The sequence below is a fragment of the Brevundimonas pondensis genome (assembly GCF_017487345.1).
In the GTDB taxonomy this organism is placed as follows: domain Bacteria; phylum Pseudomonadota; class Alphaproteobacteria; order Caulobacterales; family Caulobacteraceae; genus Brevundimonas; species Brevundimonas pondensis.
This window is the reverse complement of the sequence record NZ_CP062006.1, coordinates 2,819,784-2,844,379: the sequence shown is the minus strand read 5'-3', so window position 1 is coordinate 2,844,379 and position 24,596 is coordinate 2,819,784. Positions and strand designations below refer to the sequence as shown.

24 protein-coding genes and 2 tRNA genes are annotated in these 24,596 nt (G+C 66.0%); 15 read left to right on the top strand and 11 right to left on the bottom strand.

Annotation, left to right across the window (positions count from 1 at the left end):
• Positions 1-35 precede the first annotated feature (35 nt).
• Positions 36-1,991, top strand: coding sequence for a pilus assembly protein TadG-related protein (locus tag IFE19_RS14240; protein WP_207823362.1), 1,956 nt, complete (start codon positions 36-38; stop codon positions 1,989-1,991).
• Between the two features lie 75 nt (positions 1,992-2,066).
• On the opposite strand, the gene IFE19_RS14235 is transcribed toward IFE19_RS14240, so the two are convergent.
• The 5 genes from IFE19_RS14235 to IFE19_RS14215 all read right to left on the bottom strand — a co-directional run bounded on the left by IFE19_RS14235 (position 2,067) and on the right by IFE19_RS14215 (position 4,516).
• On the bottom strand, positions 2,067-2,978 hold the full coding sequence (locus IFE19_RS14235; RefSeq protein WP_225910518.1) for an isopenicillin N synthase family dioxygenase: 912 nt from the start codon (positions 2,976-2,978) through the stop codon (positions 2,067-2,069).
• Positions 2,979-3,126: 148 nt separating this feature from the next.
• Positions 3,127-3,600: a thermonuclease family protein gene (locus tag IFE19_RS14230; RefSeq protein ID WP_207823358.1), complete on the bottom strand. Its 474-nt coding sequence runs from the start codon at positions 3,598-3,600 to the stop codon at positions 3,127-3,129.
• A gap of 92 nt (positions 3,601-3,692) precedes the next feature.
• Positions 3,693-3,768, bottom strand: a tRNA-Ala gene (locus IFE19_RS14225).
• A gap of 79 nt (positions 3,769-3,847) precedes the next feature.
• A tRNA-Ala gene (locus tag IFE19_RS14220) sits at positions 3,848-3,923 on the bottom strand.
• Positions 3,924-4,048: 125 nt separating this feature from the next.
• Positions 4,049-4,516 carry a TIGR02300 family protein gene (locus tag IFE19_RS14215; RefSeq protein WP_207823356.1) on the bottom strand — a complete coding sequence of 156 codons (468 nt, stop codon included), beginning with the start codon at positions 4,514-4,516 and terminating at the stop codon, positions 4,049-4,051.
• Between the two features lie 211 nt (positions 4,517-4,727).
• Here IFE19_RS14215 and aroA point away from each other — a divergent pair, with 211 nt between their 5' ends.
• The 8 genes from aroA to mscL all read left to right on the top strand — a co-directional run bounded on the left by aroA (position 4,728) and on the right by mscL (position 10,342).
• Positions 4,728-5,975: a 3-phosphoshikimate 1-carboxyvinyltransferase gene (gene aroA / locus IFE19_RS14210; protein ID WP_263972843.1), complete on the top strand. Its 1,248-nt coding sequence runs from the start codon at positions 4,728-4,730 to the stop codon at positions 5,973-5,975.
• On the top strand, positions 5,972-6,274 hold the full coding sequence (locus IFE19_RS14205; protein WP_207823352.1) for a hypothetical protein: 303 nt from the start codon (positions 5,972-5,974) through the stop codon (positions 6,272-6,274). The genes aroA and IFE19_RS14205 overlap by 4 nt, the downstream gene beginning before the upstream one ends.
• Entirely contained in the window at positions 6,267-6,554 is a 288-nt protein-coding gene (locus IFE19_RS14200) for a hypothetical protein (protein ID WP_207823350.1), read from the top strand. The genes IFE19_RS14205 and IFE19_RS14200 overlap by 8 nt, the downstream gene beginning before the upstream one ends.
• Positions 6,554-6,850 (top strand): hypothetical protein, encoded by a 297-nt coding sequence (locus IFE19_RS14195; protein WP_207823348.1) that lies wholly within the window; start codon positions 6,554-6,556, stop codon positions 6,848-6,850. Before IFE19_RS14200 ends, IFE19_RS14195 begins: the two co-directional genes overlap by 1 nt.
• 43 nt (positions 6,851-6,893) lie before the next feature.
• The gene (gene cmk, locus IFE19_RS14190) at positions 6,894-7,544 is read left to right on the top strand and encodes a (d)CMP kinase (RefSeq protein WP_207823346.1); all 651 of its coding nucleotides are present in this window, start codon (positions 6,894-6,896) and stop codon (positions 7,542-7,544) included.
• 170 nt (positions 7,545-7,714) lie between these two features.
• On the top strand, positions 7,715-9,418 hold the full coding sequence (gene rpsA / locus IFE19_RS14185) for a 30S ribosomal protein S1 (RefSeq protein WP_207823344.1): 1,704 nt from the start codon (positions 7,715-7,717) through the stop codon (positions 9,416-9,418).
• A gap of 212 nt (positions 9,419-9,630) precedes the next feature.
• Complete coding sequence (locus IFE19_RS14180) at positions 9,631-9,921, top strand: integration host factor subunit beta (RefSeq protein ID WP_207823342.1); 291 nt, start codon at positions 9,631-9,633, stop codon at positions 9,919-9,921.
• A gap of 16 nt (positions 9,922-9,937) precedes the next feature.
• Complete coding sequence (mscL, locus tag IFE19_RS14175; RefSeq protein WP_207823340.1) at positions 9,938-10,342, top strand: large-conductance mechanosensitive channel protein MscL; 405 nt, start codon at positions 9,938-9,940, stop codon at positions 10,340-10,342.
• Positions 10,343-10,352: 10 nt separating this feature from the next.
• Here the strand turns inward: mscL and IFE19_RS14170 are convergent, their stop codons facing one another.
• A complete protein-coding gene (locus tag IFE19_RS14170) occupies positions 10,353-11,519 on the bottom strand; it encodes a GNAT family protein (protein WP_207823338.1) in 1,167 nt (388 codons plus the stop codon).
• 309 nt (positions 11,520-11,828) lie between these two features.
• Here IFE19_RS14170 and IFE19_RS14165 point away from each other — a divergent pair, with 309 nt between their 5' ends.
• Positions 11,829-13,754, top strand: a complete 1,926-nt coding sequence (locus tag IFE19_RS14165; RefSeq protein WP_207823336.1) for a peptide MFS transporter — start codon at positions 11,829-11,831, stop codon at positions 13,752-13,754.
• A gap of 149 nt (positions 13,755-13,903) precedes the next feature.
• On the opposite strand, the gene IFE19_RS14160 is transcribed toward IFE19_RS14165, so the two are convergent.
• Positions 13,904-15,946 carry a TonB-dependent receptor plug domain-containing protein gene (locus IFE19_RS14160; protein WP_207823334.1) on the bottom strand — a complete coding sequence of 681 codons (2,043 nt, stop codon included), beginning with the start codon at positions 15,944-15,946 and terminating at the stop codon, positions 13,904-13,906.
• A gap of 148 nt (positions 15,947-16,094) precedes the next feature.
• Here IFE19_RS14160 and IFE19_RS14155 point away from each other — a divergent pair, with 148 nt between their 5' ends.
• Complete coding sequence (locus IFE19_RS14155) at positions 16,095-17,063, top strand: TraB/GumN family protein (protein WP_207823332.1); 969 nt, start codon at positions 16,095-16,097, stop codon at positions 17,061-17,063.
• Here IFE19_RS14155 and tldD read toward each other — a convergent pair.
• From tldD to IFE19_RS14135, 4 genes are all read right to left on the bottom strand, one after another.
• A complete protein-coding gene (gene tldD / locus IFE19_RS14150) occupies positions 17,060-18,490 on the bottom strand; it encodes a metalloprotease TldD (RefSeq protein WP_207823330.1) in 1,431 nt (476 codons plus the stop codon). The genes IFE19_RS14155 and tldD overlap by 4 nt on opposite strands.
• Positions 18,491-18,598: 108 nt before the next feature.
• A complete protein-coding gene (locus IFE19_RS14145; protein ID WP_207823328.1) occupies positions 18,599-19,378 on the bottom strand; it encodes a GIN domain-containing protein in 780 nt (259 codons plus the stop codon).
• 19 nt (positions 19,379-19,397) lie between these two features.
• The gene (locus tag IFE19_RS14140; RefSeq protein WP_207823326.1) at positions 19,398-19,964 is read right to left on the bottom strand and encodes a DUF1700 domain-containing protein; all 567 of its coding nucleotides are present in this window, start codon (positions 19,962-19,964) and stop codon (positions 19,398-19,400) included.
• Positions 19,961-20,377 (bottom strand): PadR family transcriptional regulator, encoded by a 417-nt coding sequence (locus tag IFE19_RS14135; RefSeq protein ID WP_225910296.1) that lies wholly within the window; start codon positions 20,375-20,377, stop codon positions 19,961-19,963. The genes IFE19_RS14140 and IFE19_RS14135 overlap by 4 nt, the downstream gene beginning before the upstream one ends.
• 248 nt (positions 20,378-20,625) lie before the next feature.
• Between IFE19_RS14135 and coxB the strand changes: the two genes are divergently transcribed.
• From coxB to IFE19_RS14115, 4 genes are all read left to right on the top strand, one after another.
• Positions 20,626-21,606 carry a cytochrome c oxidase subunit II gene (coxB, locus tag IFE19_RS14130; protein ID WP_207823324.1) on the top strand — a complete coding sequence of 327 codons (981 nt, stop codon included), beginning with the start codon at positions 20,626-20,628 and terminating at the stop codon, positions 21,604-21,606.
• A gap of 23 nt (positions 21,607-21,629) precedes the next feature.
• Positions 21,630-23,282: a cytochrome c oxidase subunit I gene (gene ctaD / locus IFE19_RS14125; RefSeq protein ID WP_207823322.1), complete on the top strand. Its 1,653-nt coding sequence runs from the start codon at positions 21,630-21,632 to the stop codon at positions 23,280-23,282.
• Positions 23,283-23,345: 63 nt separating this feature from the next.
• Complete coding sequence (locus IFE19_RS14120; protein ID WP_207823320.1) at positions 23,346-24,314, top strand: heme o synthase; 969 nt, start codon at positions 23,346-23,348, stop codon at positions 24,312-24,314.
• Positions 24,315-24,319: 5 nt separating this feature from the next.
• Positions 24,320-24,574, top strand: a complete 255-nt coding sequence (locus tag IFE19_RS14115; protein WP_207823318.1) for a hypothetical protein — start codon at positions 24,320-24,322, stop codon at positions 24,572-24,574.
• Positions 24,575-24,596: the final 22 nt, after the last annotated feature.

The following is a 24,596-nucleotide window of genomic DNA, read 5'->3' as shown; positions in this document are numbered from 1 at the left end:
TTCCAGATGGGGCCGATACGGTGACGAACGGGCAGATGAGCGGATTCAGCCGGCTGGTGCATGGCGCGCGCGCCTTCGTGGCGCGCTTCGCACAGGCCACGCGGGGCAATGTGGCCATGATGTTCGGACTGGCGTTGCCGGCTCTGGTCATGATCACCCTGGGGGCGGTGGATATCCATCAGGCTTCAAAGGTGAAGGCCAATCTGCAGGATGCGCTGGACGCTGCGGCTCTGGCCGCCGCGCGTTCGAAATATACCGACGACGTCAATCTGAACCGCATCGGTCTGGCTGCGCTCAAGGCCAACATGCCCGCCTATTTCAGCGAGACCAGCACTGACACGGCCAGCTTTGTCCTGCAGGGCAACACCATCATCGCCGACGCACGGGTGAACGTGAAGGTGCTGGTCGCCAACATCGTCCTGCCCCCCTACGGGCAGCTGCTGGACGACTATCTGCCGGTGGGAAGCCACTCCGAAGTGCTGCGCGCCTCGCGCGACGTCGAGGTGGCCATGGCGCTGGACATCACCGGTTCAATGGACAACTGCAGCAAGAACTGTCCGCCGACGTCCAAGATCCAGGACCTGAGGGCGGCAGCCAAGGAACTGATCGAACTGGTGGTTCAGGACCAGCAGTCACCCTTCTACTCCAAGGTGGCGCTGGTGCCCTACGCGGCCGGGGTGAACGTCGGCGTTTCAGCTGACAGCGTGCGCGGCGCGCTGGATGCGACGTCCAAGTCGATCACAGCGGCGTCCTGGGTAACGGGTACGATCCGGACCGTGTCGGCGGTGAACCGCAACAGTTCGGCCACCATCACCGCGTCGAGCCATGGGTTCGCCAACGGCGATCGCGTGGTCATGTGGAACATCGACAAGATGCCGGCGATCAACGGCGTGGCCTATCAGGTGACGAACGCCTCCAGCAGCCAGTTCCAGTTGCGTCTGCTGAACAGCAGCGGGGCCGTGACCTCCACCTATCTGAATACTTCGGGCTACAATTCCTTCTCTGGCACGGCCTATGTGGCCAAGTGCGTGCGGACGGATTGCGGACTGACCCTGACGGCGTCTGGTCACGGCCTAGTCGCCAATGACTATGTGCGGCTGGCCGACATGGGCGGGATGGCGCAGTTGAACAACGGCGGCTATCGCGTGGCCAGCCAGAGCGGCAGCCAGGTCATCCTCGACACGTCGCGCAGCCTGGGTCTGGTCAAGACCGTGAAGGGCGGGAATTCCTATTCCAGCGGCGGCAAGCTGTTCAACGGTCGGGACGGCGGCCAGTGGCGCGCCTATCCGGCGGCGTCCGGCATGGTGGCCGTGCTGGGTTCCAGCACCTGCGTCAGCGAACGCGCCGGCGCGCAGGCCTATACCGACTCCTACCCGAGTGTCGGCTCCTACGTCGGCCGCGGCTATCTGGACAGCAGCAATCCCTGCCCCAGCGTCGCCGTGACACCCTTGTCCAGCAGTCGCGTGGACCTGGGCAAGGAGATCGACAAGCTGGAAGCGGGCGGATCGACCGCGGGTCAGATCGGCATCGCCTGGGCCTGGTACATGATCTCACCGAACTTCAGTTCGCTTTGGGGCGTGAACAGTCGTCCCGCCGCCTATGATCCCAGCAAGACGCTGAAGGTCGCCATCCTGATGACGGACGGTGAGTTCAACACGCCCTTCCGTTCCGGAGTCATCGCCGCAGACGCCGGGTCCGGCAGCGGCGGCGCGGACACACACATCAATGAGAACGCGACCAATGGTCATCCGTTCGAGCAGTCGCTGGCCCTGTGTCAGGCGATGCAGGATCAGGGGGTGGTTGTTTACACTGTCGGCTTCGACCTGGGGACGGATGTCGGCGGCCCCGGCATCGACACCGCTCTGGAAATGCTCCGGGAATGCGCCACGACGCCGGATCGGCACTTCTTTGAGGCCAATAGCGGCACAGACCTGAAGGAGGCTTTCAAGGCCATCGGGCGCGACATCACCCGACTGCGCATCGCGCGCTGAGGCGTGCCTGCGGACAGACAAAAAGGGCCGGCGGATTGCTCCGCCGGCCCTTCCTCATTTCTGTCGTCGGCCTGATCAGATCAGGCGGATCTCCTTCAACCGCTCGGTCAGGAAGTCCTCGGCCAGGATGGTCTTGCCCGCATAGCGGTCGGGATTTTCCGCGGTGATGGTCGAGGGCAGGGTCTCGATCGGGAAGTCCGGGTTGAAGTGCAGGAAGAAGGGCGTCGAATAGCGGGCGAAGCCGCGACGCTCGGGAGCCGGGTTGACCACCCGGTGCGTCGTCGACGGCAGGACGTGGTTGACCAGGCGCTGCAGCATGTCGCCGATGTTGACCACCAGCGCCCCCGGCGGCGGGGCGATGTCCAGCCACTCGCCGTCCGAATCCTTCAGCTGCAGCCCGGCTTCTTCGGCGCCCAGCAGCAGGGTGATGACGTTGATGTCCTCATGGGCGCCTGCGCGCACGCCCTCGGCGTCGGCCGGGATCGGCGGATAGTGCAGCAGGCGCAGCACGCTGTTGCCCAGCTGGACCTTGTCCTCGAAATAGGCGTCGTCCAGCTTCAGATAGCGGGCGATGGCCTTCAGCACGCGGCGGCCCAGTTCGTCCAGACCGTCGTACAGGCCGTAGACGTGCTCCTGGAAGCCTGCGACCTCGGTCGGCCAGACGTTGTCGCGCATGTACTGGCGATAAGGGTGGCCTTGCGGCAGTTCGCGGCCCGTGTGCCAGAACTCCTTCAGGTCCACCGCCTTGGCGCCCTTGGCCGCTTCGACGCCGAAGGGGGTCAGGCCGCGCGCGCCGCCCGTGCCTGGCTGATGATACTGGCGCTTCACGTCCTCAGGCAGGGCGAAGAAGGCCTTGGCGTCGGAAACGGCGGCGTCGATCAGACCCTGTTCCAGGCCGTGGTCGGCGATGACGGCGAAGCCGTAGCGGGCGAAGGAGGCGCCCAGGGCGTCGGCGAAGGCCTGGAAGTCGGCGTCATAGCCCTTCATCGACACGGGGACGATGGCGCGGGTCTTGGTCTTGTCCTCGGCGGAGGACGCGGTCAGCGATGAGCTCACGGGCGGATCATGCCTCTGAATGCGAATATGGCGGCTTCCATACCCTCTATCGGCGGAAAAAGGCAGTGCGGCGCCGTCGTCAGCTGCAGATCGGCGTCTGACGATTGTAGCGGGGCCAGATCGTGGTCGTGCCGCTGCGGATCATGGCGCAGTTCACCTCGGTCCCCTCGGGAGTCCAGCAGATGGCGGTGATCCGGTCGTAGCTGCGTCCGATGGATCGGCAGGTCAGATCCCGGCCTTCGGTCAGCCGTTTGAGGGCCTGGGTCGCCGCTGCGCCCGAGGCGGCGGGGCAGGGGTGGCCGGGAGAGCAGGTTTCGTCCGTTTCACGCGCGGCCACCGCGTGCAGACGGATGCGGGCGCCGTCCTGACACCTCAGGCTGTCGCCGTCGTGGACATAGGCGACCCGGCACGGCAGGTCCGCGTCGGCGGGCGTGCGTGTCCAGGACGGCGTCGGCGCGTCGGCGGCGGCCGACCCTCTATCAACGTTCAGAGTCAGCCAGGCGGCCGAGAGCAGGATCAGGACGAGGGCGGCGGCGAAGGTCTGGAAACGCATACTGCCGTCGGCGATAGGCCGTGGCGGTTAACGCCGCATCACTGAGGGCTGAAAAGGACGAAGGCCCCGCGGGGGCTCCGCGAGGCCTTCGATGGTGGAGCTTAGCGGAGTCGAACCGCTGACCTCTTGCATGCCATGCAAGCGCTCTACCAACTGAGCTAAAGCCCCGTGCCTTGCGGCCTGGGTATGGACCGGCGAACCGGGTAGAATGGACGAAGGCCCCGCGGGTGTTCCGCGAGGCCTTCGATGGTGGAGCTTAGCGGAGTCGAACCGCTGACCTCTTGCATGCCATGCAAGCGCTCTACCAACTGAGCTAAAGCCCCGAACCTTTCGGTCGGCCTCGCCGGAGATTTCAGTCTCCAGCGAGGGGCGGAAACTATGTCAGGCCTTTTGAGAGATCAAGCCGCTCTGACAACTTTTTTTCCGCTTATTTTTCCGACCCTTGGTATCAATCGTCGTCGCGCGACGGCTTGACGATGTCGTCGTCGAGGCTGTCGTCGTCTTCGTCCTCGATGAAGGGCACCGAGTCATCGTCGTCGTCGCCCAGGGCGTCGTCGTCGTCGCCATCCGAGGCGCCCATGCCGGCGTCGTCGGCGCCGGACTCGCCGTCGTCGTCATCGTCCGGCGTCAGGATCGGCTCGTGGCCTTCCTCGTCGATCTCGGGGGTCGAGGCTTCGGTGTCTTCTTCTTCGTCGTCGCCGTCAGCCGACTTGTCGGCGACTTGATCCTCGGCCTCGTCGTCGGCGGCGAAGCCGGCGCCGGCGCGACCGCGAACGCGGCGGTTGCGCATTGCTTCTTCAAGCGGATCGAACTCGGTGTCGCACTTGGGGCAGTGCGCCGGGCGACGGTTCAGATCGTAGAATTTGGCCTGGCAGTTCGGGCAGACCTGCTTTTGGCCCAGTTCGGGTTTGGCCACGGGATTACCTTCGGCAGGAGTTGAATTCCGGAATTCGGCCGGCTCCCTTGCCACCCACGGGGGCCGCTGTCAAAAGCCTTCTTATCCGCGCCAGCGCGGCGTTTCCTGAACAATCGGAGTTTTTGGCCAGGTGACCGCCTCTTCGACCCTTACTGCGCGTCCTGTTGTCGCTTCGCTGAAGGGCGTCGTCCGCGCGCCGGGCGACAAGTCGATGTCGCACCGCTCGCTGATTTTCGGCGGCATGGCCGAGGGCGTGACCGAGATCGAGGGTCTGCTGGAAGGCGACGACATCCTGGCCACCGCCCGGGCCGTCGAGGCCTTCGGCGCCAAGGTCGAGCGCCTGGGCGAGGGGCGTTGGCGGGTGACGGGCCAGGGCGGTTTCACGACGCCTGAAGCCGTCATCGATTGCGGTAACGCCGGCACCGGGGTGCGCCTGTTGATGGGCGCCGCCGCCGGCTACGAACTGACCGCTGTCTTCGACGGCGACGCCTCGCTGCGCAAGCGGCCGATGAAGCGCGTCACCGGCCCCTTGGCCGACATGGGCGCGCGCTTCGACTGGAACGCGGCCGAGGACCGGGTGCCCCTGACTCTTCACGGCGGGAACCTGGGCGGCGTTGAATATGTGCAGACGGTGGCCTCGGCCCAGATCAAGTCGGCCATCCTGCTGGCCGGGCTGAACGCGACGGGCGAGACCGTCGTGGTCGAGCCGGAAAAGAGCCGCGACCACACCGAGCGCATGCTGCGCGCCTTTTGCGCGGCGGTGGACGTGACCGAGGAAGGCGAGGGCTGGCGCATTCGCCTGACGGGCGGACAAAAGCTGAGCGGAACCCATGTAGCCGTGCCGGGGGATCCTTCCTCGGCCGCCTTCCCTCTGGCGGCGGCCCTGATCGTTCCGGGGTCCGAGGTCACGGTCGAGGGCGTCATGCTGAACCCGCAGCGCACCGGCCTGTTCGACACCTGGATCGAGATGGGCGCCGACCTGACCATCACCAACCGCCGCGTCAGCGGCGGCGAGGACGTCGGCGACATCACCGCCCGCCATTCGGCGCTCAAGGGCGTGGTCGTGCCGGAAGACCGCGCCGCCTCGATGATCGACGAATATCCGATCCTGTCGGCGGTCGCCGCCTATGCCGAGGGCCGCACCGTCATGCGCGGCATCGGCGAGATGCGGGTCAAGGAAAGCGACCGCATCGCCCTGATGGTCGCCGGTCTGAGCGCCTGCGGCGTCGCGGTCGAGGAAGAGGCCGAGGGCTTCATCGTCACCGGTGGCCCCGTGAAGGGCGGCGCGACCGTCGCCACCGCCCACGATCACCGCATCGCCATGAGCCATCTGGTCCTCGGCCTGGCCGCCGAGCAGCCGGTCTCGGTGCTGGACCCGGAAATGATCGCCACCAGCTTCCCCGGCTTCGTCGACATGATGAACGGTCTGGGCGGAGATATCGGATCTGACGCAGCATGATGCTGATCCAGCCCGGTCCGCCGCGATCGCTGCGGGTGCTGATCGGGCAGGTCATCGCCTATGGCGCGATGAGTGGCTTGGGTCTTTGGCATCTGTGGCGTGGGTTGAGTGTCGGGCGCTTGCCCTTGAAGCGGACGGCGGTGGGCGCGGATTCCCCTTTCTTTGCGGGAACGGGTCTGATCTGGGCTTTGGTTTTATTGATTATTTTCTTGTTCTGGGCCGAAGCGATCGCGACTCTGACTACGCGTGGCTGGCGGTGGCGCCAGTCGAAACAGAAGACGGGCGATTGCCGTGGCTGAGGCTGGCCAAAAGTCGGGTCTCTGGTCCTGGTTTCAGTTCATCCTCGCTGCGGCCTTCGTGGGCTGGTGCAGTCTTGAAGGCGGGCGCTTCCTGTGGCGCAGCTGGCAGACCGGGATCATGCTTCACGGCAAGGGACCCGACGTCGCTCTCAGCGACAAGCCGCTTGTCTTCTGGACCCTGAGCGGATTTTACGGGGCTTCGATTTTGCTGGGCGGTGGTTTCGCAGTCTTCTGCCTGCTGATCGCTTTTCGCGAAGTGATCGGGAAGGGCGCGAGGTGATGAGCGCCTCCCCTTCGCGTCCCTTGCCGCCGTACATCATCTTCAGGGCGTTCGGCGCCGGCCTTCTGGTTCTGTGTCTGGGCTTTCTGCTGTTCGCTCTCGGCTTTTTCGGTGAAGGCATGCTGGATCTCGCCGATGGCCGGATGAACGGTCACGTCGCCCTGAACCTGCCCGAACACATCGCCATCGACCGCTTTTGGCGTCGTATCGGGATCATGATGGGCTGCAGCGCGGTGCTCCTTGTTTTCGCCCTTGGATGTTTCCTGATCGCTTGCGTCCTGAAGCCGAAGCCGTGAGAAGCAGCGGACACGCTCGGCCGGCCGTGAAGGAAATATCGATTTGAACAAGAATTTTGTCATCGCCGTCGACGGCCCCGCCGCATCCGGCAAGGGCACCATCGCCGCCCGTCTGGCGGCGCACTATGGCCTGCCGCATCTGGACACCGGCCTGCTGTATCGCGCCGTCGGTCTGGCGGTGCTGGACGCGGGGCGGGATCTGGGCGACGCGGCTGCGGCCGAGGCTGCGGCCCGATCGTTGGACATCGCCGGCCTGTCTGACAATCCGCGCCTGACCGAGCGCGACGCGGGCGAGGCGGCCAGCCGGGTCGCTAGCCACCCCGGCGTGCGCGCCGCGCTTCTGAAGCTGCAACAGGACTTCGCCGGTCAGCCCGGCGGCGCCGTTCTGGACGGTCGCGACATCGGCACGGTCATCGCCCCTGACGCCGTCGCCAAGCTCTATGTCACCGCCACGCCCGAGGTTCGCGCCGAGCGCCGCTGGAAGCAGCTGACCGCACGAGGGCAGGACATCGCCTTCGCTGACATGCTGGAGGACATTCGCCGCCGTGACGAGCGGGACTCGGGCCGGGATTCCGCCCCCATGATCCAGGCCGAGGACGCGGTCTTGCTGGATACGACCGATCTGGGTATAGAGGCCGCCTTCGATGCGGCCCGCCGTATCGTCGAGGCGGCGCGCGTCCGGCATGGTCTTTAGGGATCGACGGACAAATCCAACGCTCCTGACCTCGGCTTCCGCGGGCGTTCTGGCTGTCTCTGTTTGCGCCCCTTGCGCCGGCCTCGCGTCCTGACGACCTGATTTTCCCCTTTCCAAGTTTATCCACCCGCGCGGGGCCATTCGGTCGCGCGCCCCAACCCCAGAGTTCCATGACCGACACTCTCAACCCCTCGCGCGACGATTTCGCCGCGCTGCTCGACGAACAACTGCAGGGTCGCGACCTTGGCGAAGGCCAGGTCGTTCACGGCCGCGTCGTCGGCATTGAAAAAGACATCGTTATCATCGACGTCGGCCTGAAGACCGAAGGCCGCATCCCGATGCGCGAGTTCGGCCAGGGCGAAGGCGCCGTGCTGCCCAAGGTCGGCGACAACGTCGAAGTCTACCTGGAGCGCGTCGAGAACGCCCTGGGTGAAGCCGTCATCAGCCGCGACAAGGCTCGCCGCGAAGAAGCCTGGACCCGTCTGGAAGTCGTCTTCGCCGAAGGTCAGCCGGTCAACGGCGCCATCGTCGGTCGCGTCAAGGGCGGCTTCACCGTCGACCTGGGCGGCGCCTCGGCCTTCCTGCCCGGCTCGCAAGTCGACATCCGCCCGGTGCGCGACGTCGGCCCGCTGATGGGCAAGGAACAGCCCTTCGCCATCCTGAAGATGGACCGTCCGCGCGGCAACATCGTCGTCTCGCGTCGCGCCATCCTGGAAGAAGCCCGCGCCGAACAGCGCACGGAGCTGGTCGGCCAGCTGCAAGAGGGTGAAGTCCGCGAAGGCGTGGTCAAGAACATCACCGACTACGGCGCCTTCGTCGACCTGGGCGGCATCGACGGCCTGCTGCACGTCACCGACATGTCGTGGAAGCGCGTCTCGCATCCGTCGCAAGTCCTGGCCGTCGGCGACACCGTCAAGGTCCAGATCGTCAAGATCAACCCGGACACCCAGCGCATCTCGCTCGGCATGAAGCAGCTGCAGTCGGATCCGTGGGACGGCGTCGAAGCCAAGTACCCGGTCAACGCCAAGTACACCGGCCGCATCACCAACATCACCGACTACGGCGCCTTCGTGGAGCTGGAGCCGGGCGTTGAAGGTCTGGTGCACGTCTCGGAAATGTCCTGGACCAAGAAGAACGTCCACCCGGGCAAGATCGTCTCCACCTCGCAGGAAGTGGACGTCATCGTCCTGGACGTCGACAGCGCCAAGCGTCGTATCTCGCTGGGCCTGAAGCAGGCTCAGAACAACCCGTGGGAAGCCTTCGTCGAGGCCCACCCGATCGGTTCGACCGTCGAGGGCGAAGTCAAGAACGCCACCGAGTTCGGCCTGTTCGTCGGCCTGGACAACGACATCGACGGCATGGTCCATCTGTCGGACCTGGACTGGAACGTGTCGGGCGAAGAAGCCATCCAGCGTTACCGCAAGGGTGAAACGATCAAGGCCAAGGTGCTGGACGTCGACATCGAGAAGGAACGCGTTTCGCTGGGCGTCAAGCAGCTCGGCGGCGACCCGATGGAAGGCGACGTCTACAAGCGTGGCCAGCAGATCACCGTCACCGTGACGTCGATCGAAACGGGCGGCATCGAAGTCAAGTTCGGTGAAGACGACGCGCCGGTCACGGCCTTCGTCCGCAAGTCGGACCTGTCGCGCGACCGCAACGAGCAACGTCCGGAACGCTTCGCCGTCGGCGATCGCGTCGACGCCATGATCACGGGCATCGACAAGGCCACGCGCCGCGTCTCGGTGTCGGTCAAGGCGCTGGAAATGAAGGACGAGGCCGAGGCCATCGAACAGTTCGGTTCGTCGGACTCGGGCGCTTCGCTCGGCGACATCCTGGGCGCCGCGCTGCGCGAGAAGGCCGGTTCGAAGGAATAATCTTCCTTTTTGACCAGAAAACGGGGCGGCTGGAGCGATCCAGCCGCCTTTTTTCTTGCGCCAAGGGCAAGAACCCGCGCCAATGGCGAGGCTACCCTGTGAGAATCGCTCTTAATCCGATGCGCCCTCTTTATTCCTGTGGCGTCAGATGGTTAGGGTGCGGACCTGAGCGGAAGCGACTGCATCTGAAACAGCCACAGGCGGGGGCCTGAATGATCAAGTCTGAACTGATCGAGAAGCTGGCGGCCGAGAACATCCACCTGACCCACGCCGAGGTGGAGCGGGTCGTCAACGTCATCCTGGGGCGGATGACCGAGTCGCTGTCGGATGGCGGGCGGGTCGAGCTTCGCGGATTCGGCGCCTTTTCGGTGCGCAGCCGTCCGGCGAGAACGGGCCGCAATCCCCGTACAGGCGAGACGGTTGAAGTCCCAGCCAAGGCCGTGCCCTTTTTCAAGAGCGGCAAGGAACTTCGCGAGCGTTTGAACGCTTCTGGCGACGCTTGAAACGAAAGACTGAAGAATGAGCCTGCTGACCGAGTTTCGTGAATTCGCCGCGCGCGGCAACGTCGTCGACTTGGCGGTCGGCGTCATCATCGGCGCCTCGTTCGGCAAGATCGTCACCAGTCTGGTCGATCAGATCATCATGCCGCCCATCGGCCTGTTGCTGGGCAAGGTGGACTTCTCCAAGCTGGAATGGGTCCTGGTGCCGGAAAATCCGGCGACCGAAGCCGTCGAGAAGGTGGCCATCCAGTACGGCGCCTTCATCAACACCCTGATCCAGTTCCTGATTGTGGCCTTCGTGGTCTTCCTGCTGGTCAAGGGCATCAACAAGATGCGCCGCGAGCAGCCGGCTGAGCCCGCCGCTCCGACCGCGACCGAGGCCTTGCTGGCCGAGATCCGCGACGAGCTGAAGGCCCGTCCCTGAAGTCACGAGCTCAGGCCGCCCTGGCGGTCTGACGCTCGCCGTGCGACGGCTGGCCAGAGGCGACGTGGGCGCCGGTCGGCATGGGGCGCAGACAGAAGGCGTAGTCTCCGTCGAACGGCGTCGGCCGCCACTCGCGCCCTGCATCTGCAAATTCCGTATCGAAGTGGGCGTGGCAATGACCCCAACCGCCCTCGCGGCGTGCACCGCGTGTTAGCGAACCCAGGGCCGTCAGCAGGGCGTCGTTGACCACCTGCAGCCGAACTCGTGCGGCGCCGAGGCGGGGCGCCAGATCGAGCAGGGACCGTATCAGGGCGGGAATGGCCTGAGGGGTCCGGTCGAGGGCGATCAGGTCGATGATTTCCAAAGCGGGAGGCTCGATGGGACTGCCCTTGCTCATCACGGCCATGGCGTAGCCCTGGATGCAGTCATCCTGTTCCTGGCTCATTAGCAGGGGGGGCGATGTCAGCTCTGGGTCGGCTATGCGCCAGCGCAGCGTCGCGGGGCTTCGGTCCGCAATCAAGCGGCCCTGGGCGCGCAGTTCATCCCAGAAGCGGGCGAAAGCCGAGCTGTCCGACAGGTCGCTCAGCCAGCCGACCCCGGCGGGCAGGGGCATGTCGTGCAGAGTCCGCGTCACCGCGCGTGTCGCCTGCGACGACATCAGCCGCTCGCCCAGACGTTCGGCCAGGCCTGGCGAGCGATGGACAGCGCCGCGCAGGAAACGCCCCCAGGCGCAGGTCACCGGATTGATGATCCACGACAGCTTCAGGTCGTGACCGACCTCGGGGCAGGGCGACAGGCCGAGGCGCGGATAGAGGCGCGCGGCCTTGGGGTTGGCGTTCAGTGTATAGCGGAAGCCACAGCCGGGCTGACGCATCAGGGTGCGGACCAGACGCGGCGCCGCCCCCCGTTGTTCCGGGGGGACGATGATGGAGAAGCCGCTGGCTCCCAGGATCGGTCGGTCGCCGATCCAGAAACGCTGTACGAAATTGCCGACGAAGGCGCTGGCGCGATCCTCGGCGTCCGCGATCACCCATCCGAGGGGGGCCTGGTTCGTTTGCCTCGCCGGATTGTCGGCCAGCCAGCGCCAGCCTTCGGGCGAGCGCTCGTGCCACCAGACGTCGGCATGAAGCCGGTTCACAGCAGGCGTATCGGTCAACTGAAAGGGCCGCGTGGTCACCGCTGTCCGTCCTTCCCGATTCGAGGCGTCAGGCCGCCCCGCTGATGTCGCCTGCAACGTGCGCGCCAAACTGTAAAATCAACCATAACGTGCGTTTTGGGGCGGGCGCGGCGATATCGCGGCGGGTTAACGCTTGTTACAGCCGGCCGGTCGTGCTGTTTCTGGCCGCTTTAGCGCCCGTCGGGGGCGTCTGACATGGAGTTTGCCGTTGAGCACGACGGATGGAGGGGGCGCGCTTGGGACGCGCTTGCGTGAATCGCGAAGGGGTCTTGCCCCGACGATCATGAACCGGTGCATGGGAGAGCGTTCATGAACATCGTTATCGCCATTGGTCTGATCATCACCTTCGTCACGGGCGTGCCCGTGCTGATGCAGATCCTGAAAAACCACCCGCGTGGACTGATCATCCTGTTCTTTGCGGAAATGTGGGAGCGCTTCTCCTACTACGGGATGCGCGGCATCCTGATCTTCTTCCTGACGCAGCACTTCCTGTTCGACGACGCCATGGCGGGGTCGACCTACGGATCCTACACTTCGCTGGTCTATCTGCTGCCTCTGCTGGGCGGCATCATGGCCGACCGCTTCATCGGCACGCGCAAGGCCGTGGCCTTCGGCGCCCTGCTGCTGGTCGCCGGTCACGCCATGATGGCCTTCGAGGGCCGTCCGGCCACCGAGACCCTGGCCTACGCCGGTCAAACCTATGAGATTGCGGCCGAGGGCCGCGGCGCCGCGCGCGAAGTCGGCATCGTCATCGATGGTCAGAAGTACGCCTTCGGGCCGGCCGAAGGCGGCGGTCTGGCGATCGAGGGTCTGCCGCAGGGCTCCGTCGTGCCGTCGACGATCCCGGCGAACGCGTACAAGATCGAAACCACCCGCGACATGGCGGGCGTCAACGTCTTCTACCTGGCGGTGTCGCTGATCATCATGGGCGTGGGCTTCCTGAAGCCGAACATCTCGACCATCGTCGGCCAGCTGTATCCGCAGGGCGATCCGCGTCGCGATTCGGGCTTCACTCTCTATTATTACGGCATCAATCTCGGCGCCTTCTGGGCCGCCGTCCTGTGCGGCTATCTGGGCCAGACAGTCGGCTGGTGGGCGGGCTTCGGCCTGGCCGGCGTCGGCATGGCCGTGGGCTGGATCGTCTTCGTGCTCGGCAAGCCGCTGCTGCAAGGCAAGGGCGAGCCGCCGAACCCGCAGGCGCTCAAGACGTCGATGCTGGGGCCGATCAACCGCGAGTGGGGCATCTACCTGCTCAGCATCCTGGGCGTGGGCGTTGTCTGGTTCATGGTCCAGCGCAACGCTCTGGTCGGGACTGTGCTGGCAGCGGCGACGCTCGCTTCGCTGGCCTTCATCCTCTACGTCATCATCAAGGTCTGCCAGACCCGCGCGCAGCGTGAGCGGATGATGCTGGCCGTCGTCCTGATCTTCGGCTCGGTGGTCTTCTTCACCCTGTTCGAACAGGCCGGCACGTCGCTGAACCTGTTCGCGGATCGCAACGTCGACCTCAGCCTGACGCCCACGGCCTTCCAGCTGTTCGGCGTCACCGTCGGCACGCCGGCGCAACTGGCGGCGGCCGGCATCACGCCGTCGGGCTTCTGGATCGACGCCACGGTCACCGCGGCGCAAACCCAGTCGTTCAACGCCGGCTTCATCCTGATCTTCGCGCCTATCTTCGCGGCCCTGTGGGCCTTCCTGGGCAAGCGCGGTCTGGACCCGAACCCGACGCTGAAGTTCGGCCTGGGCCTGATCCAGGTCGGCCTCGGCTTCATGGTCGTGGTCTGGGGCGCAGGCATGGCCAACTCGGCCTTCCAGATGCCGATCGTGCTTCTGGGTCTGCTCTACATGCTGCACACGACGGGTGAACTGTTCCTGTCGCCGGTCGGCCTGTCGGAAATCACCAAGCTGTCGATGCCTTCGGTGGTCAGCTTCATGATGGCCGTCTGGTTCCTGGCCTCGTCCATCGCCCAGTTCGTGGGCGGCTGGATCGCCGGCCTGGCCGGGACCGAGACCGTCGGCGGGCAGGTGCTGGACCCGGGTCTGGCGCTGCGCACCTCGTTGGACATCTTCGAGAAGCTGGGTTGGGGCGGCATCGCCATCGGCGTGGCCTTCATCGTGGTCAGCTTCTTCATCAAGGGCTGGTCCAACGGCGCCAACAATGCAGGCGACCATCCCGGTCCCGCCCTGACCGATCGCGGTCAGGAAGACCAGAACGTCGCTCAGCCGTTGAACCCCTAAGGGTTTGGCCGTCGAGCCGAAGCTCTGAACAAGGAAAGGGCGGCGTCTCGCATGAGGCGCCGCCCTTTTCAGTTGCTTCGGGGAAGGCCCGCCTTGTCCTTCCCGCGCCGGGGCGGACGGGAAGGGCAGCGGGTTCTTGCTCTTGAAGCCTAGAAGGTCTTGCGCACGCGCAGCTGCCAGAAGGTGCGCGGATCGACGAAGCGTTCCTCGACGAAAGCCACGGGCCGGGTCTCGCGGTTGGCGAAGACGATCCTGTGCTGGTCGAAGTCATTCCAGATGTTGACCTGGGCGCGGATAGACAGGGTCGGGGTCGGTTTGTACTCGGCCCACATCTCGTAATAGTCGGTGCCGCGCCAGCCCGAGACCTGGTCGGGCTGGAAGTTTTTCTGGCCCAGCAGCGGGATCCAGGCGCCGCCCCATTGCAGCTTCCACGAGGTGATATCCTGCTGGAAGGTGATGGTCGCCTGGGTCGGGCGCACGCCCGAGATGGCGCGGGTCTCGCCCGTGGTCGGATCGGTGACCTCGGTCTTGTTCCAGGTGTTGCGGAAGCCGAACTTGCCGCCCGACAGGCCGAGCCTGGTGGTCGGGATCGTCACGTTCAGCGCCAGTTGGTCCAGCGTGCCGTCGCCGATGTTGCCGACCGCCGCCAGGCCGCCGTCCAGCGGGATCAGGTCGATGGCGTCGGTGATTTCGTCGTGGCGCAGGCCGAGGCTGACAATGCCTTCGCCCCAGAAGCGCTTTTCAAAGGTCAGTTCGCTGACCCAGCGCGATTCCGGCGACAGGTTCACATTGCCGCCGAAGACGCTTTCATCGGCGAATTCGGCCGAGGCGGCGAAGTCGTCAAAGTCCAACTGCCCGACGGTGCGTTCGAAGCGGGCGCGGACCTGGGTGTTGGCCATGGGTGTCCAGGTGGCCAGCAGGCGCGGTTTGGCGAAGAAGAAGCTTTTTTCCTGCGAGGCGTCGCCTGACTGGCTGATGGTCGAGGATTCCAGCCGCAGGCCGCTCTCCAGCGTCCACTTGGGGTTGATCCGCCAGGTGCCCTTGCCGAACAGCTCGCCGCGCGTCTCCTCGACCTTGACCGAGGCCGAGGGCAGGGGGACGGCCACGCCGCCGACCGAATAGGCCTGCTCGGTCTCCAGCATATTGTAGGCGATCTCGCCGCCGGCTTCGAAGTCCATGGCCGGCGATCGCTCATAGCGAACCAGGCCGCGCAGGATGGTCTCGGAGCCCTTGCCGTTGGAAGCGAACATCTGTTCGGGACTGACGACGGCGCCGTCGCGGTTGCGCGAGGTGGAGACGTTGTCGAATTCCTCGAATTCGTGGATGAACCGGCTTTCCAGCTTCAGCTTCTCGCTCAGCGGTCGCGTATAGACCACGCCCAGTTCGCCGCTCTTGGCGTCGTTGTCATAGAAGCTTTCCCGCAGGACGTCGGGCGCGGTCTGGCGGTTGATGTTGTGCCAGTCGTTGATCCCGTAGCGGGCGGTCAGGTCGATCTTGCCGCCCATGAAGGGGCTGGAGTAGTTGCCGCGGATCGAGTTTCCACCGCCGTAGCCGTCATTGTAATACTGCTCGTTGCGCAGGACGGCGCCGTTGCCGTCGGTGCGCACGACGTAGCCGGCGCCGTTGGAGTCGCTGGACGAAATCCCGTCGCCCAGGGTCACGCCCCAGGTTCGCTCGCCTTCGCGGGCCGTGAATTGATAGGTGCCTCCGAACAGGTCCTGACCGCCCTCGAACAGGCTGGCGTTGGTCGTCAGGATATGTTCGCGGCTGGAGGTGGTCTTCAGGATGACGTTGGCGACGACCGAATAGCCTTGCATCTCGATGCCGGGCGCGCCGCCGCGCACCAGTTCGATGCGCTCGACCTGGGCGGCGACGGTGCGGCCCAGGACGTTGGAGCCGGTGTCGTTCTTGGACGCCGGACGCGAACCGTTGATCAGGATGTTTCCGACCGCGCCTTCAAAGCCCCGGGCGCCGTCACCGTCATTGACCGAGAAGCCGGGAATACGGTTGACCATGTCCAGCGCCGTGTTCGGGCGGGCGTCGCGGAAGAAATCGGGGGCGAAGACGAGCACGGCCTGATCCCCGGACTGGGCGTCCTGTCCCGGCGCCGCGGGCGCCGTATCGGCTAGGGCCGGAGAGGCGGCGACGATCGTCAGCGCGGCGGTGGTGGCCAGCAGAATGGTCTTGGTCATGGCGTCGTCCTCTCCCTCGGTCGTGGGGAAGGTGTGACGGCAGTGAGGCGCCGCCTCCAGTTACAAGCCTGACAGGTGGATTAAATCGCTGACAGCATTACCGAATAGTCAGATTACACATCGAATGGTTACTGTTAGTCAGCGGATCATGATGCATCGTATCCTTGCTGTATCCGCTCTGGTTCTAAGCCTGTCGTCGGGCGCTCCCGCGTGGGCGCAGGAAGATCAGGCGACCACGGTCGATGAGATCATTGTTAGCGCCCGCCGCAGCGAGGCGCCGATATGGCAGGTGACCCAGGGCGACCGCAGCCTGATCCTGGTCGGCGCCGTCAGCGGCGTGCCGCGCGACGTCGAATGGCGACCCGAAGCCCTGGAGGCGGCTACGCGTCGTTCGCAACGCATCCTGTTTCCGCAAGAAGGCCGCGCCTCGGTCGCCGACGTCTTTCGCCTGATCTGGCGCATCCGCACCGTGGCCACCCTGCCAAAAGGCACGACGACCGCCGACTATCTGCCGCCCGAGGTCCAGGCGAGGCTGGAGACGGTGATGGCGGATCAGAGGAACGACAGCTGGCGCACCAACAGCCTGATGATCCTCAGCATGGATCTGATGAGCGACAGGGCCGGCTATGAGCGCGGCCGCACCCGCAACGCCACCGACGTCATCAAGAAGGTCGCGCGCGACGCGCGCATCCCTGTGCGCCCTGTAGGCACGGTGCGCGGCGACGAGATTGTCGACAGCCTGATCACCGCGCCGCCTGCGACCTATGCTGTCTGTCTGGAGCGCGCCCTGGCCGCGGCCGAGGCTGGACCTGAAGGCGCCGCGATCCGCATCAATGACTGGCGCGCCCGTCGCGTGCCCGAGGTCATGGCGCAGCCGCTCGAGCAGGCCCTGGGCCTGTGCTGGCCCTGGGGCGACCCCGAGATCGCACCCCTGCTGCGTCGTCAATGGGCCGAGGCGATCCAGACCGCCCTGGGCGAGCCCGGCGTGACCATGGCCGTGGCCCAGCTACGGGTCCTGGCCGAACCGGGCGGCGTGCTCGATACGCTGGCGGCCCAGGGCTACGAGATCGAAGGGCCTGACTGGAAGGCGGATGCGCCTGATCCGGCGGCGCCCTAGACCGCCGTGCCGCCGACCGTCAGCCCGCCGATCTTGAGGCTGGGCTGGCCAATGCCGACGGGGACGCCCTGACCGGACTTGCCGCAGGTGCCGACGCCGGGGTCGAAGGCGAAATCGTCGCCGATCATCTGGATGTGGGTCAGGGCCGTGGCCCCGTCGCCGATCAGGGTGGCGCCGCGCACCGGGGCGGTGATCTTGCCGTCCTCGATCAGATAGGCCTCGGTGCACTGGAAGACGAACTTGCCGTTGGTGATGTCCACCTGGCCGCCGCCGAAATTGGCGGCGTAGAGGCCGCGCTTCGTCGAGGCGATCATGTCGGCCTGCGAATGCTTGCCGCCTTCCATGAAGGTGTTGGTCATGCGCGGCATGGGCGTGTGGGCGAAGGACTGGCGTCGTCCGTTGCCGGTGGCCTTGGCGCCCAGCTGACGCGCCGACAGCCGGTCGTGCATCAGTCCGACCATGACGCCGTCCTCGATCAGCACGGTGCGCGAGGTCGGGGTGCCTTCGTCGTCGAACGACAGGGAGCCGCGACGTCCGGCGATGGAGCCGTCGTCCACGACCGTCACGCCGGGGGCGGCCACCCGCTGGCCCATCATGCCGCTGAACACCGATGAACCCTTGCGGTGGAAGTCGCCCTCAAAGCCGTGGCCGACCGCTTCGTGCAACAGGACGCCGGGCCAGCCGGCGCCGAGAACCACGTCCATCTCGCCGGCTGGACAATCGACGGCGTCCAGGTTGACCAGGGCCTGACGAAGAGCCTCATCGACCTGGGCCTGCCAGCGTTCGGGCGCGATCCATTCCTCGAAGCCCGCGCGGCCGCCGGCGCCGGAGGAAGCGCTCTCACGCTTGCCGTCGCGCTCGACCGTGACCGAGACGTTGAGGCGGACCAGGGGGCGCAGGTCGCTGAGCAGGCGCCCGTCGCCGCGCAGGATGTCGATGGCGCGGCGCTCGCCGATCAGGGAGGCCGAGACCTGCACCACGCGCGGGTCCCGGGCGCGGGCGAAGGCGTCGATTTCGGCCAGAAGCGCGATCTTGTCCGAGAAGGCCGGGGCCAGCAGCGGATCGATCGGATCATAGAGGCGCTGGTTGGTGGCGCGCGGCGCTTCGGCGGCGGTTCCGTCATAGCCGCGCTTGGCCAGGGCGGCGCTGTCGGCGGCGCGGCGGATGGCGGCGGCGGAGATCTCGTTGGCGTGGGCGTAGCCGGCGGTCTCGCCCGCCACGACGCGCAGGCCGAAGCCTTCCACCGCGTCATAGGAGGCGCCCTTCAGTCGCCCGTCGTCGAAGACCAGCGATTCGCTCTCGGTCTTTTCGAGGAACAGCTCCCCGTCATCGGCGCCCGCCAGGGCGGTCCGCAGGATCGACAGGGCCTCGTCCGGGGCTACGCCCGCGGCGTCGAGGATGGGGGAGGGGGAGGCGACGGTGCTCATGGACGCTAGATAGGGGCTGCAAGGCCTGGCGTCACGGCCCGCAAGAGCAATCGACCCCTCTCGCCAAGCGAAAGGGGTCGATCCAGCATCGGTTCGTCAGGCGTGAAGTCAGTCCTCCGTCACCTCGCCCGAGCCGCTGACGGACTGACGAAGTTCGGCCGGGCGGCGCGTCAGACGCACCTCGCCGCTGCCAGAGACATCGACCTCGGCCTTGCCGCTGGGGCCGACGCGGACGTCGCCGGAGCCGCTGACCCGAACCTTGGCGTCATCGACGATGAGTTCGTCCAGACGGGCGTCGCCGGCGCCGGACACATCGACGCTCACCGTGTCGGCGCGGCCCTGCACCCGGACATCCGAGGAGCCGGTCAGGGTCAGGTCCAGCGTCGGCTGGTCGTAACCCCGGATCTTCAACTCGGTCGGTCCTGACAGGTCAAAGGCCTTTACCGAAGGCGCCTTGATTATGATCTTCAGGGCGTCGGTCTCGCTCCAGCCGCGGATGCCGGTGCGGGTCCAGCGGACATAGCTGCGGTCGCCGCGCGGGGCCTCGTCCAGCGTCAGGCGGCCGTTGCTCAGACGGACGCGGTTCACCACGTTCTCGGCGCCCGTGATCGTGATGCCGGGCGCGTCAGCCTGTTGATCGTAGACGACGTCCGCCGGAATATCGATGGCCAGGCGCTGGGCGTCCGCCCAGGCGATGGTGCGGGTGATGTCAGGCGAGACCTGGCCCCGTTCGATCGTGAAGCCGTCGTCGCCGGGCTCGTCGTCAGTGACCACCCAGGTCCAGTCGTGGCGAGCCAGGTCGCGGCCCCCCACCGCAAAGGCGCCGCCGATGCCGACGATGGCGAGGATCAGCCCGGCGCCGGAGATGATGAGCAGATTGCGGATCATGACATTAGTCTCCCTTGGCTCAGGCTTGCGGTTCGAGGGCGGGCTTCAGCACGCGGTAGTGCAGGCGGGCGTACCAGATGGTGGCGTCGATCAGCCACTTGGTCAGCAGGGCCATCAGGGCGACCATGAAGACGCCCAGGCCCATCAGGCCGACCCCCAGAAGCGCGGCCGCCAGGGCGCCGCCCGGCAGGCCCATGAAGGAGCCGGCCACCATGACGAAGCCGCCGGCCACGAAGACCCCGACCCCGCCGATCAGCATGGACAGGACCGTGCCGAAGATCGGCAGGGCGATGGGCAGCAGGATCAGGATGTCGATCGCGCCCAGGCCCAGGATGCCGAATATGGCGCCGGCGGCGGCGGGGGGCGACTGTTCCTGGGTCCAGCGTTTTGCGCTGGCTTCGGCCTTCAGTTCGCGGGCCAGACGATCGGGATCGCCCAGGGCCTCGGCGACCTGCGCCTCGGTGCGCCCGGCGGCGGCGCCGTCGGCGAAGTGGCTCTCGTAGTCGGCGACGATTTCGTTCGCCGTGATGGTCGGCAGTCCGACCAGTCCGCGTTTCAGGCGGGCCAGAAATTCTGCGCGGTTCATTGTTCAGCTCCCCGTTGAGCGTCTGCGGATTGGTCCGTGAGGGCGGCCGGCTCGACCGGGGCGCCCGTCGCTATGGCGTCGCTGCCCGGCGCGGTGTTGGCCACCAGGGCCTCGACGGCCTGGGCGAAGGCTCGCCATTCGGCGGTCTGCCCTTCCAGGGCGGCGCGGCCGGCGTTGGTGAGCCGATAGTATTTGCGCGACGGGCCGCTGGGCGATTCGACCAGATAGGTCTCGACCAGGCCGTCCGTCTGCATGCGGCGCATCAGCGGATAGATGGTGCCTTCCCCCATGCCGATGGCGTCGGACAGGCGGCTGGCGATTTCGTAGGCGTAGCTGTCGTCGCGGGCCAGCAGGGCCAGCACGCATAATCCCAGCACGCCTTTCTTCAGTTGGATGTCGATGGAGTCGGGCATGGCGTTCCCTTCGGTGATGTCGAATGGGTATCGCAAGGTATCATGCGCTGCAAGGTAGCTGTCGCTACATGACAGCGAATTAATCCGCCGAAGTTTTGCCTCATCCCGCCACTTGAGCGTCTTGATCGCTTGGCAAGCGCTAGCCGAGCCGATAAGGACCGGCCTGAAACGCCGAGGTCCGCAAGGGCCCGGGGGTGTTTGCGAATTGCTCGCAAGTATCGGCTGCGAAACGGTTTATGAGGAATCGAATGGGGATGGGCACGCGAGCCATGGCGCGGATCGGAGGCGGTATCGCCGCGACCGCCCTTGCCGCCTTCGTCGCCGCGCCGGCATGGGCGCAGGACGTGCTGGGTCAACCGACGCCGGGGGCGATCGATCTGCAGCCGGCGGCGTCGCCGCTGAAGCATGAGGCGATCTTCTTCCACGACGTCGTGCTGATGCCGATCATCACGGTCATCACCCTGCTGGTGCTGGGCCTGCTGATCTGGATCGCCATCCGTTACAACAAGAAGGCCAACCCGGTTCCGGCCAAATGGAGCCACAACACGGTCATCGAGGTCATCTGGACCGTGGTGCCGGTGTTGATCCTGGTCGGCATCTCGCTCTTCTCGTTCCGCCTGCTGTTCGCCTATCACGACACGCCGGAAGTCGACCTGACGGTCAAGGTCACGGGCAACCAGTGGAACTGGGCCTACGAGTATCCTGATCAGGGCGTGGCCGAGTACATCTCGAACATGACGCCTGAGGACAAGGCGCCGGCCCATCTCTATCGTCTGGCCGCCGACGAGCCCATGGTGGTTCCGGTGGGCAAGACCGTCGAACTGCTGATCACCGCCTCCGACGTGATCCACGCTGTCGCCCTGCCGGCCTTCGGCCTGAAGACCGACGCCGTTCCGGGCCGCATCAACCACACCTGGTTCAAGGCCGAGAAGACCGGCATCTACTATGGTCAGTGCTCCGAGCTGTGCGGCGTCGATCACGCTTTCATGCCGATCCAGATCAACGTCGTCACCGAGGCCGAATTCGCCGCCTGGGTCGCCTCCAAGGGCGGTTCCATGACCAAGAAGGCTGACGAAGCCGCCGCTGCAGCAGCTGCTGCAGCCGCTCCGGCCGCCGTAGTTGACGAGGCCGCCGCTTCGGCCGCCGCCGCCGCCGCTCCGGCCCCGACCGCCGCCGCTCCCGCGGCCCCCGCAGCCGCTGCCGCGCCCGTCGCGCCGGCCGCCCAGTAACAAGACGCGAGAGCCCAACGATCATGGCCACCGCTGCCGCAACGCACGACGATCATCACGATCACAAGCCGGGTTTCTTCACCCGCTGGTTCCTGTCGACCAATCACAAGGACATCGGTCTTCTTTACCTGGTGTTCGCCATCTTCACCGGCCTGGTGGGCGGCGCCCTGTCGGGCCTGATCCGCTGGGAGCTGGCTGAGCCGGGCATCCAGCTGTTCAAGGAAGGCACGATCATTCAGCAGCTGGGGATCGTTGAGGCCTCTAAGCACGGCTATAACGTCACGGTCACGGCTCACGCCCTGATCATGGTCTTCTTCGTCGTCATGCCGGCGACCATGGGCGGTTTCGCCAACTACTTCACGCCGATCATGATCGGCGCGCCGGACATGGCCTTCCCGCGGATGAACAACATCTCGTTCTGGCTGCTGGTCGCGGCCTTCATCCTGCTGTGCATCTCGATGTTCGTCGACGGCGGTCCAGGCAAGGGCTTCGGCGGCGGCTGGACGGCCTATCCGCCGCTCTCCACCATGGGCCACACGGGGCCGTCGTTCGACCTGGCGATCTTCTCGCTGCACGTCGCCGGCGCCTCGTCGATCCTGGGCGCGATCAACTTCATCACCACCATCTTCAACATGCGCGCGCCGGGCATGACCCTGCACCGTATGCCGCTGTTCGCCTGGGGCGTGCTGATCACGGCCTTCCTGCTGCTGCTGTCGCTGCCGGTCCTGGCGGGCGCCATCACCATGCTGCTGACGGACCGTAACTTCGGCACCAGCTTCTTCGATCCGGCCGGCGGCGGCGACCCGGTGATGTACCAGCACCTGTTCTGGTTCTTCGGCCACCCCGAAGTCTACATCATGATCCTGCCGGGCTTCGGCATCATCTCGCACATCGTCTCGACCTTCTCGAAGAAGCCGATCTTCGGCTACCTCGCCATGGCCTACGCCATGGTCGCCATCGGCTTCATCGGCTTCATCGTGTGGGCGCACCACATGTACACCGTGGGCATGAGCATCAACCTGCGCGCCTACTTCGTGGCCGCGACGATGATCATCGCCGTGCCGACGGGTGTGAAGATCTTCAGCTGGATCGCCACCATGTGGGGCGGCTCCATCACCTTCAAGACGCCCATGCTGTGGGCGATGGGCTTCATCTTCCTGTTCACCCTCGGCGGCGTGACCGGCGTGGTCCTGTCGAACGCCGGCATCGACTACAGCCTGCACGACACCTACTATGTCGTGGCCCACTTCCACTACGTGCTGTCGCTGGGCGCCGTCTTCTCGATCTTCGCCGGCTTCTACTACTGGTTCGAGAAGATGTTCGGCGTGAAGTACAACGAGTTCCTCGGCGCGACCCATTTCTGGATCATGTTCGTCGGCGTGAACCTGGTCTTCTTCCCGCAGCACTTCCTGGGTCTGCAGGGCATGCCGCGTCGCTACATCGACTACCCGGAAGCCTACACCTACTGGAACCACATCTCGTCGGTCGGCTATCTGATCACCGTCGTCGGCGTCGCCGTCTTCCTGGTCATGCTGCTGGAAGCCGCCGTGCGTCGCCGCAAGGGCGAGGCCAATCCGTGGGGCGAAGGCGCCACCACCCTGGAGTGGACCCTCTCGTCGCCCCCGCCGCACCACCAGTTCAACGAACTGCCGGTGGTCAAGGCGGACAACCACTGATCCGAACCGGATAGACCCCAGTGAGGCCGCCCTTTCGCATCGGAAGGGCGGCCTTCGGCTTTTATGACCATGACCGACCGCCAAGCTCCCCTCGTCACGACCGCCCAGCCGGAAGACTTCTTCCAGCTGCTGAAACCGCGCGTCATGTCGCTGGTGGTCTTCACCGCCGTGACCGGACTGGTCGCGGCGCCTGGCCACATGAACTGGCTGAACGCCATTGTGGCCGTCCTGTGCATCGCCGTGGGGGCCGGGGCGGCGGGCGCGTTGAACATGGCGCTGGAGGGCGAGACCGACGCCCTGATGCGGCGCACGCGCGGCCGTCCGGTCGCGGCGGGCCGGGTGCGCAAGAATGATGCGATGGCCTTCGGGGTCGTCCTGTCGGTCTTCTCGGTCATGCTGCTCGGCATGACGACCAACTGGCTGGCCGGCGGCCTGCTGGCCCTGACCATCGTCTATTACGCCGGTTTCTACACCCTGCTGCTCAAGCGTCGGACGCCCCAGAACATCGTCATCGGCGGCGCCGCGGGCGCCTTCCCCCCTGTGATCGGCTGGGCGGCGGCGACGGGGGACGCCCCGTGGCAGGCCTGGCTGCTGTTCGCCATCATCTTCCTGTGGACCCCGCCGCATTCCTGGGCGCTCGCCCTCTACTCGGCCGGCGACTACGCCAAGGCCGGCATCCCCATGATGCCGGTGGCGCGCGGCGCCAGATCCACTCGCCTGCAGATCCTGATCTACAGCCTGATCTTCGTGCCGATCGCCATTCTGCCGGCCTTCACCGGTCTGGGCGGCGTGGTCTATCTGACGGTTTCGGTCGCAGGCGGCCTGTTCTTTCTGGCCCTGGCCGTCCGCCTGTGGCGTTCGCGCGCCGGGGATCAGCCGGACAAGGCCGAGGCCGTGGGGCGAGAGGCCGCATTGTATGATGTTCGGGCCGAGGCCAAACCGGCCCGTAATCTGTTCGCCTTCTCCATCCTGTATCTGATGGCGCTGTTCTCGGCTCTTCTGGTCGAACAGCTGCCGGGCCTGGGAGCCTGAACCGCGTGACCCGTCCGAACTTCGTAAAGCTGACCGATGATCAGGTGCGCGCCCGCAAGCGCCGCAACATCGCCATCGCCCTGGGCCTGCTGGCCTTTATCGGGGTGGTCTATCTGATCACCGTGTCGCGCATGTACAGCAACAGCCAGGAGCGTCGCGCCGCCGAAGCCGCCGCCGTCGGCGTGATCGAGCGCGCTGACCCGGCCTTGCCGGCCCCCGTGCAGCCGGACGCATCCGTTGCGGCGGAGCCGGCGGCGTGAAAGACCGCAAGAATCTGATCGC

Coding starts and splice junctions, on each gene's coding strand:
- IFE19_RS14145 (WP_207823328.1), bottom strand. CDS start 19,378: ATGATCCGCAATCTGCTCATCATCTCCGGCGCCGGGCTGATCCTCGCC.
- IFE19_RS14135 (WP_225910296.1), bottom strand. CDS start 20,377: ATGCCCGACTCCATCGACATCCAACTGAAGAAAGGCGTGCTGGGATTA.
- aroA (WP_263972843.1), top strand. CDS start 4,728: ATGTCGCACCGCTCGCTGATTTTCGGCGGCATGGCCGAGGGCGTGACC.
- IFE19_RS14120 (WP_207823320.1), top strand. CDS start 23,346: ATGACCATGACCGACCGCCAAGCTCCCCTCGTCACGACCGCCCAGCCG.
- IFE19_RS14240 (WP_207823362.1), top strand. CDS start 36: ATGAGCGGATTCAGCCGGCTGGTGCATGGCGCGCGCGCCTTCGTGGCG.
- coxB (WP_207823324.1), top strand. CDS start 20,626: ATGGGGATGGGCACGCGAGCCATGGCGCGGATCGGAGGCGGTATCGCC.
- IFE19_RS14165 (WP_207823336.1), top strand. CDS start 11,829: ATGAACATCGTTATCGCCATTGGTCTGATCATCACCTTCGTCACGGGC.
- ctaD (WP_207823322.1), top strand. CDS start 21,630: ATGGCCACCGCTGCCGCAACGCACGACGATCATCACGATCACAAGCCG.
- IFE19_RS14180 (WP_207823342.1), top strand. CDS start 9,631: ATGATCAAGTCTGAACTGATCGAGAAGCTGGCGGCCGAGAACATCCAC.
- IFE19_RS14155 (WP_207823332.1), top strand. CDS start 16,095: ATGATGCATCGTATCCTTGCTGTATCCGCTCTGGTTCTAAGCCTGTCG.
- mscL (WP_207823340.1), top strand. CDS start 9,938: ATGAGCCTGCTGACCGAGTTTCGTGAATTCGCCGCGCGCGGCAACGTC.
- IFE19_RS14195 (WP_207823348.1), top strand. CDS start 6,554: ATGAGCGCCTCCCCTTCGCGTCCCTTGCCGCCGTACATCATCTTCAGG.
- rpsA (WP_207823344.1), top strand. CDS start 7,715: ATGACCGACACTCTCAACCCCTCGCGCGACGATTTCGCCGCGCTGCTC.
- tldD (WP_207823330.1), bottom strand. CDS start 18,490: ATGAGCACCGTCGCCTCCCCCTCCCCCATCCTCGACGCCGCGGGCGTA.
- IFE19_RS14140 (WP_207823326.1), bottom strand. CDS start 19,964: ATGAACCGCGCAGAATTTCTGGCCCGCCTGAAACGCGGACTGGTCGGA.
- IFE19_RS14160 (WP_207823334.1), bottom strand. CDS start 15,946: ATGACCAAGACCATTCTGCTGGCCACCACCGCCGCGCTGACGATCGTC.
- IFE19_RS14205 (WP_207823352.1), top strand. CDS start 5,972: ATGATGCTGATCCAGCCCGGTCCGCCGCGATCGCTGCGGGTGCTGATC.
- IFE19_RS14230 (WP_207823358.1), bottom strand. CDS start 3,600: ATGCGTTTCCAGACCTTCGCCGCCGCCCTCGTCCTGATCCTGCTCTCG.
- IFE19_RS14235 (WP_225910518.1), bottom strand. CDS start 2,978: ATGAAGGGCTATGACGCCGACTTCCAGGCCTTCGCCGACGCCCTGGGC.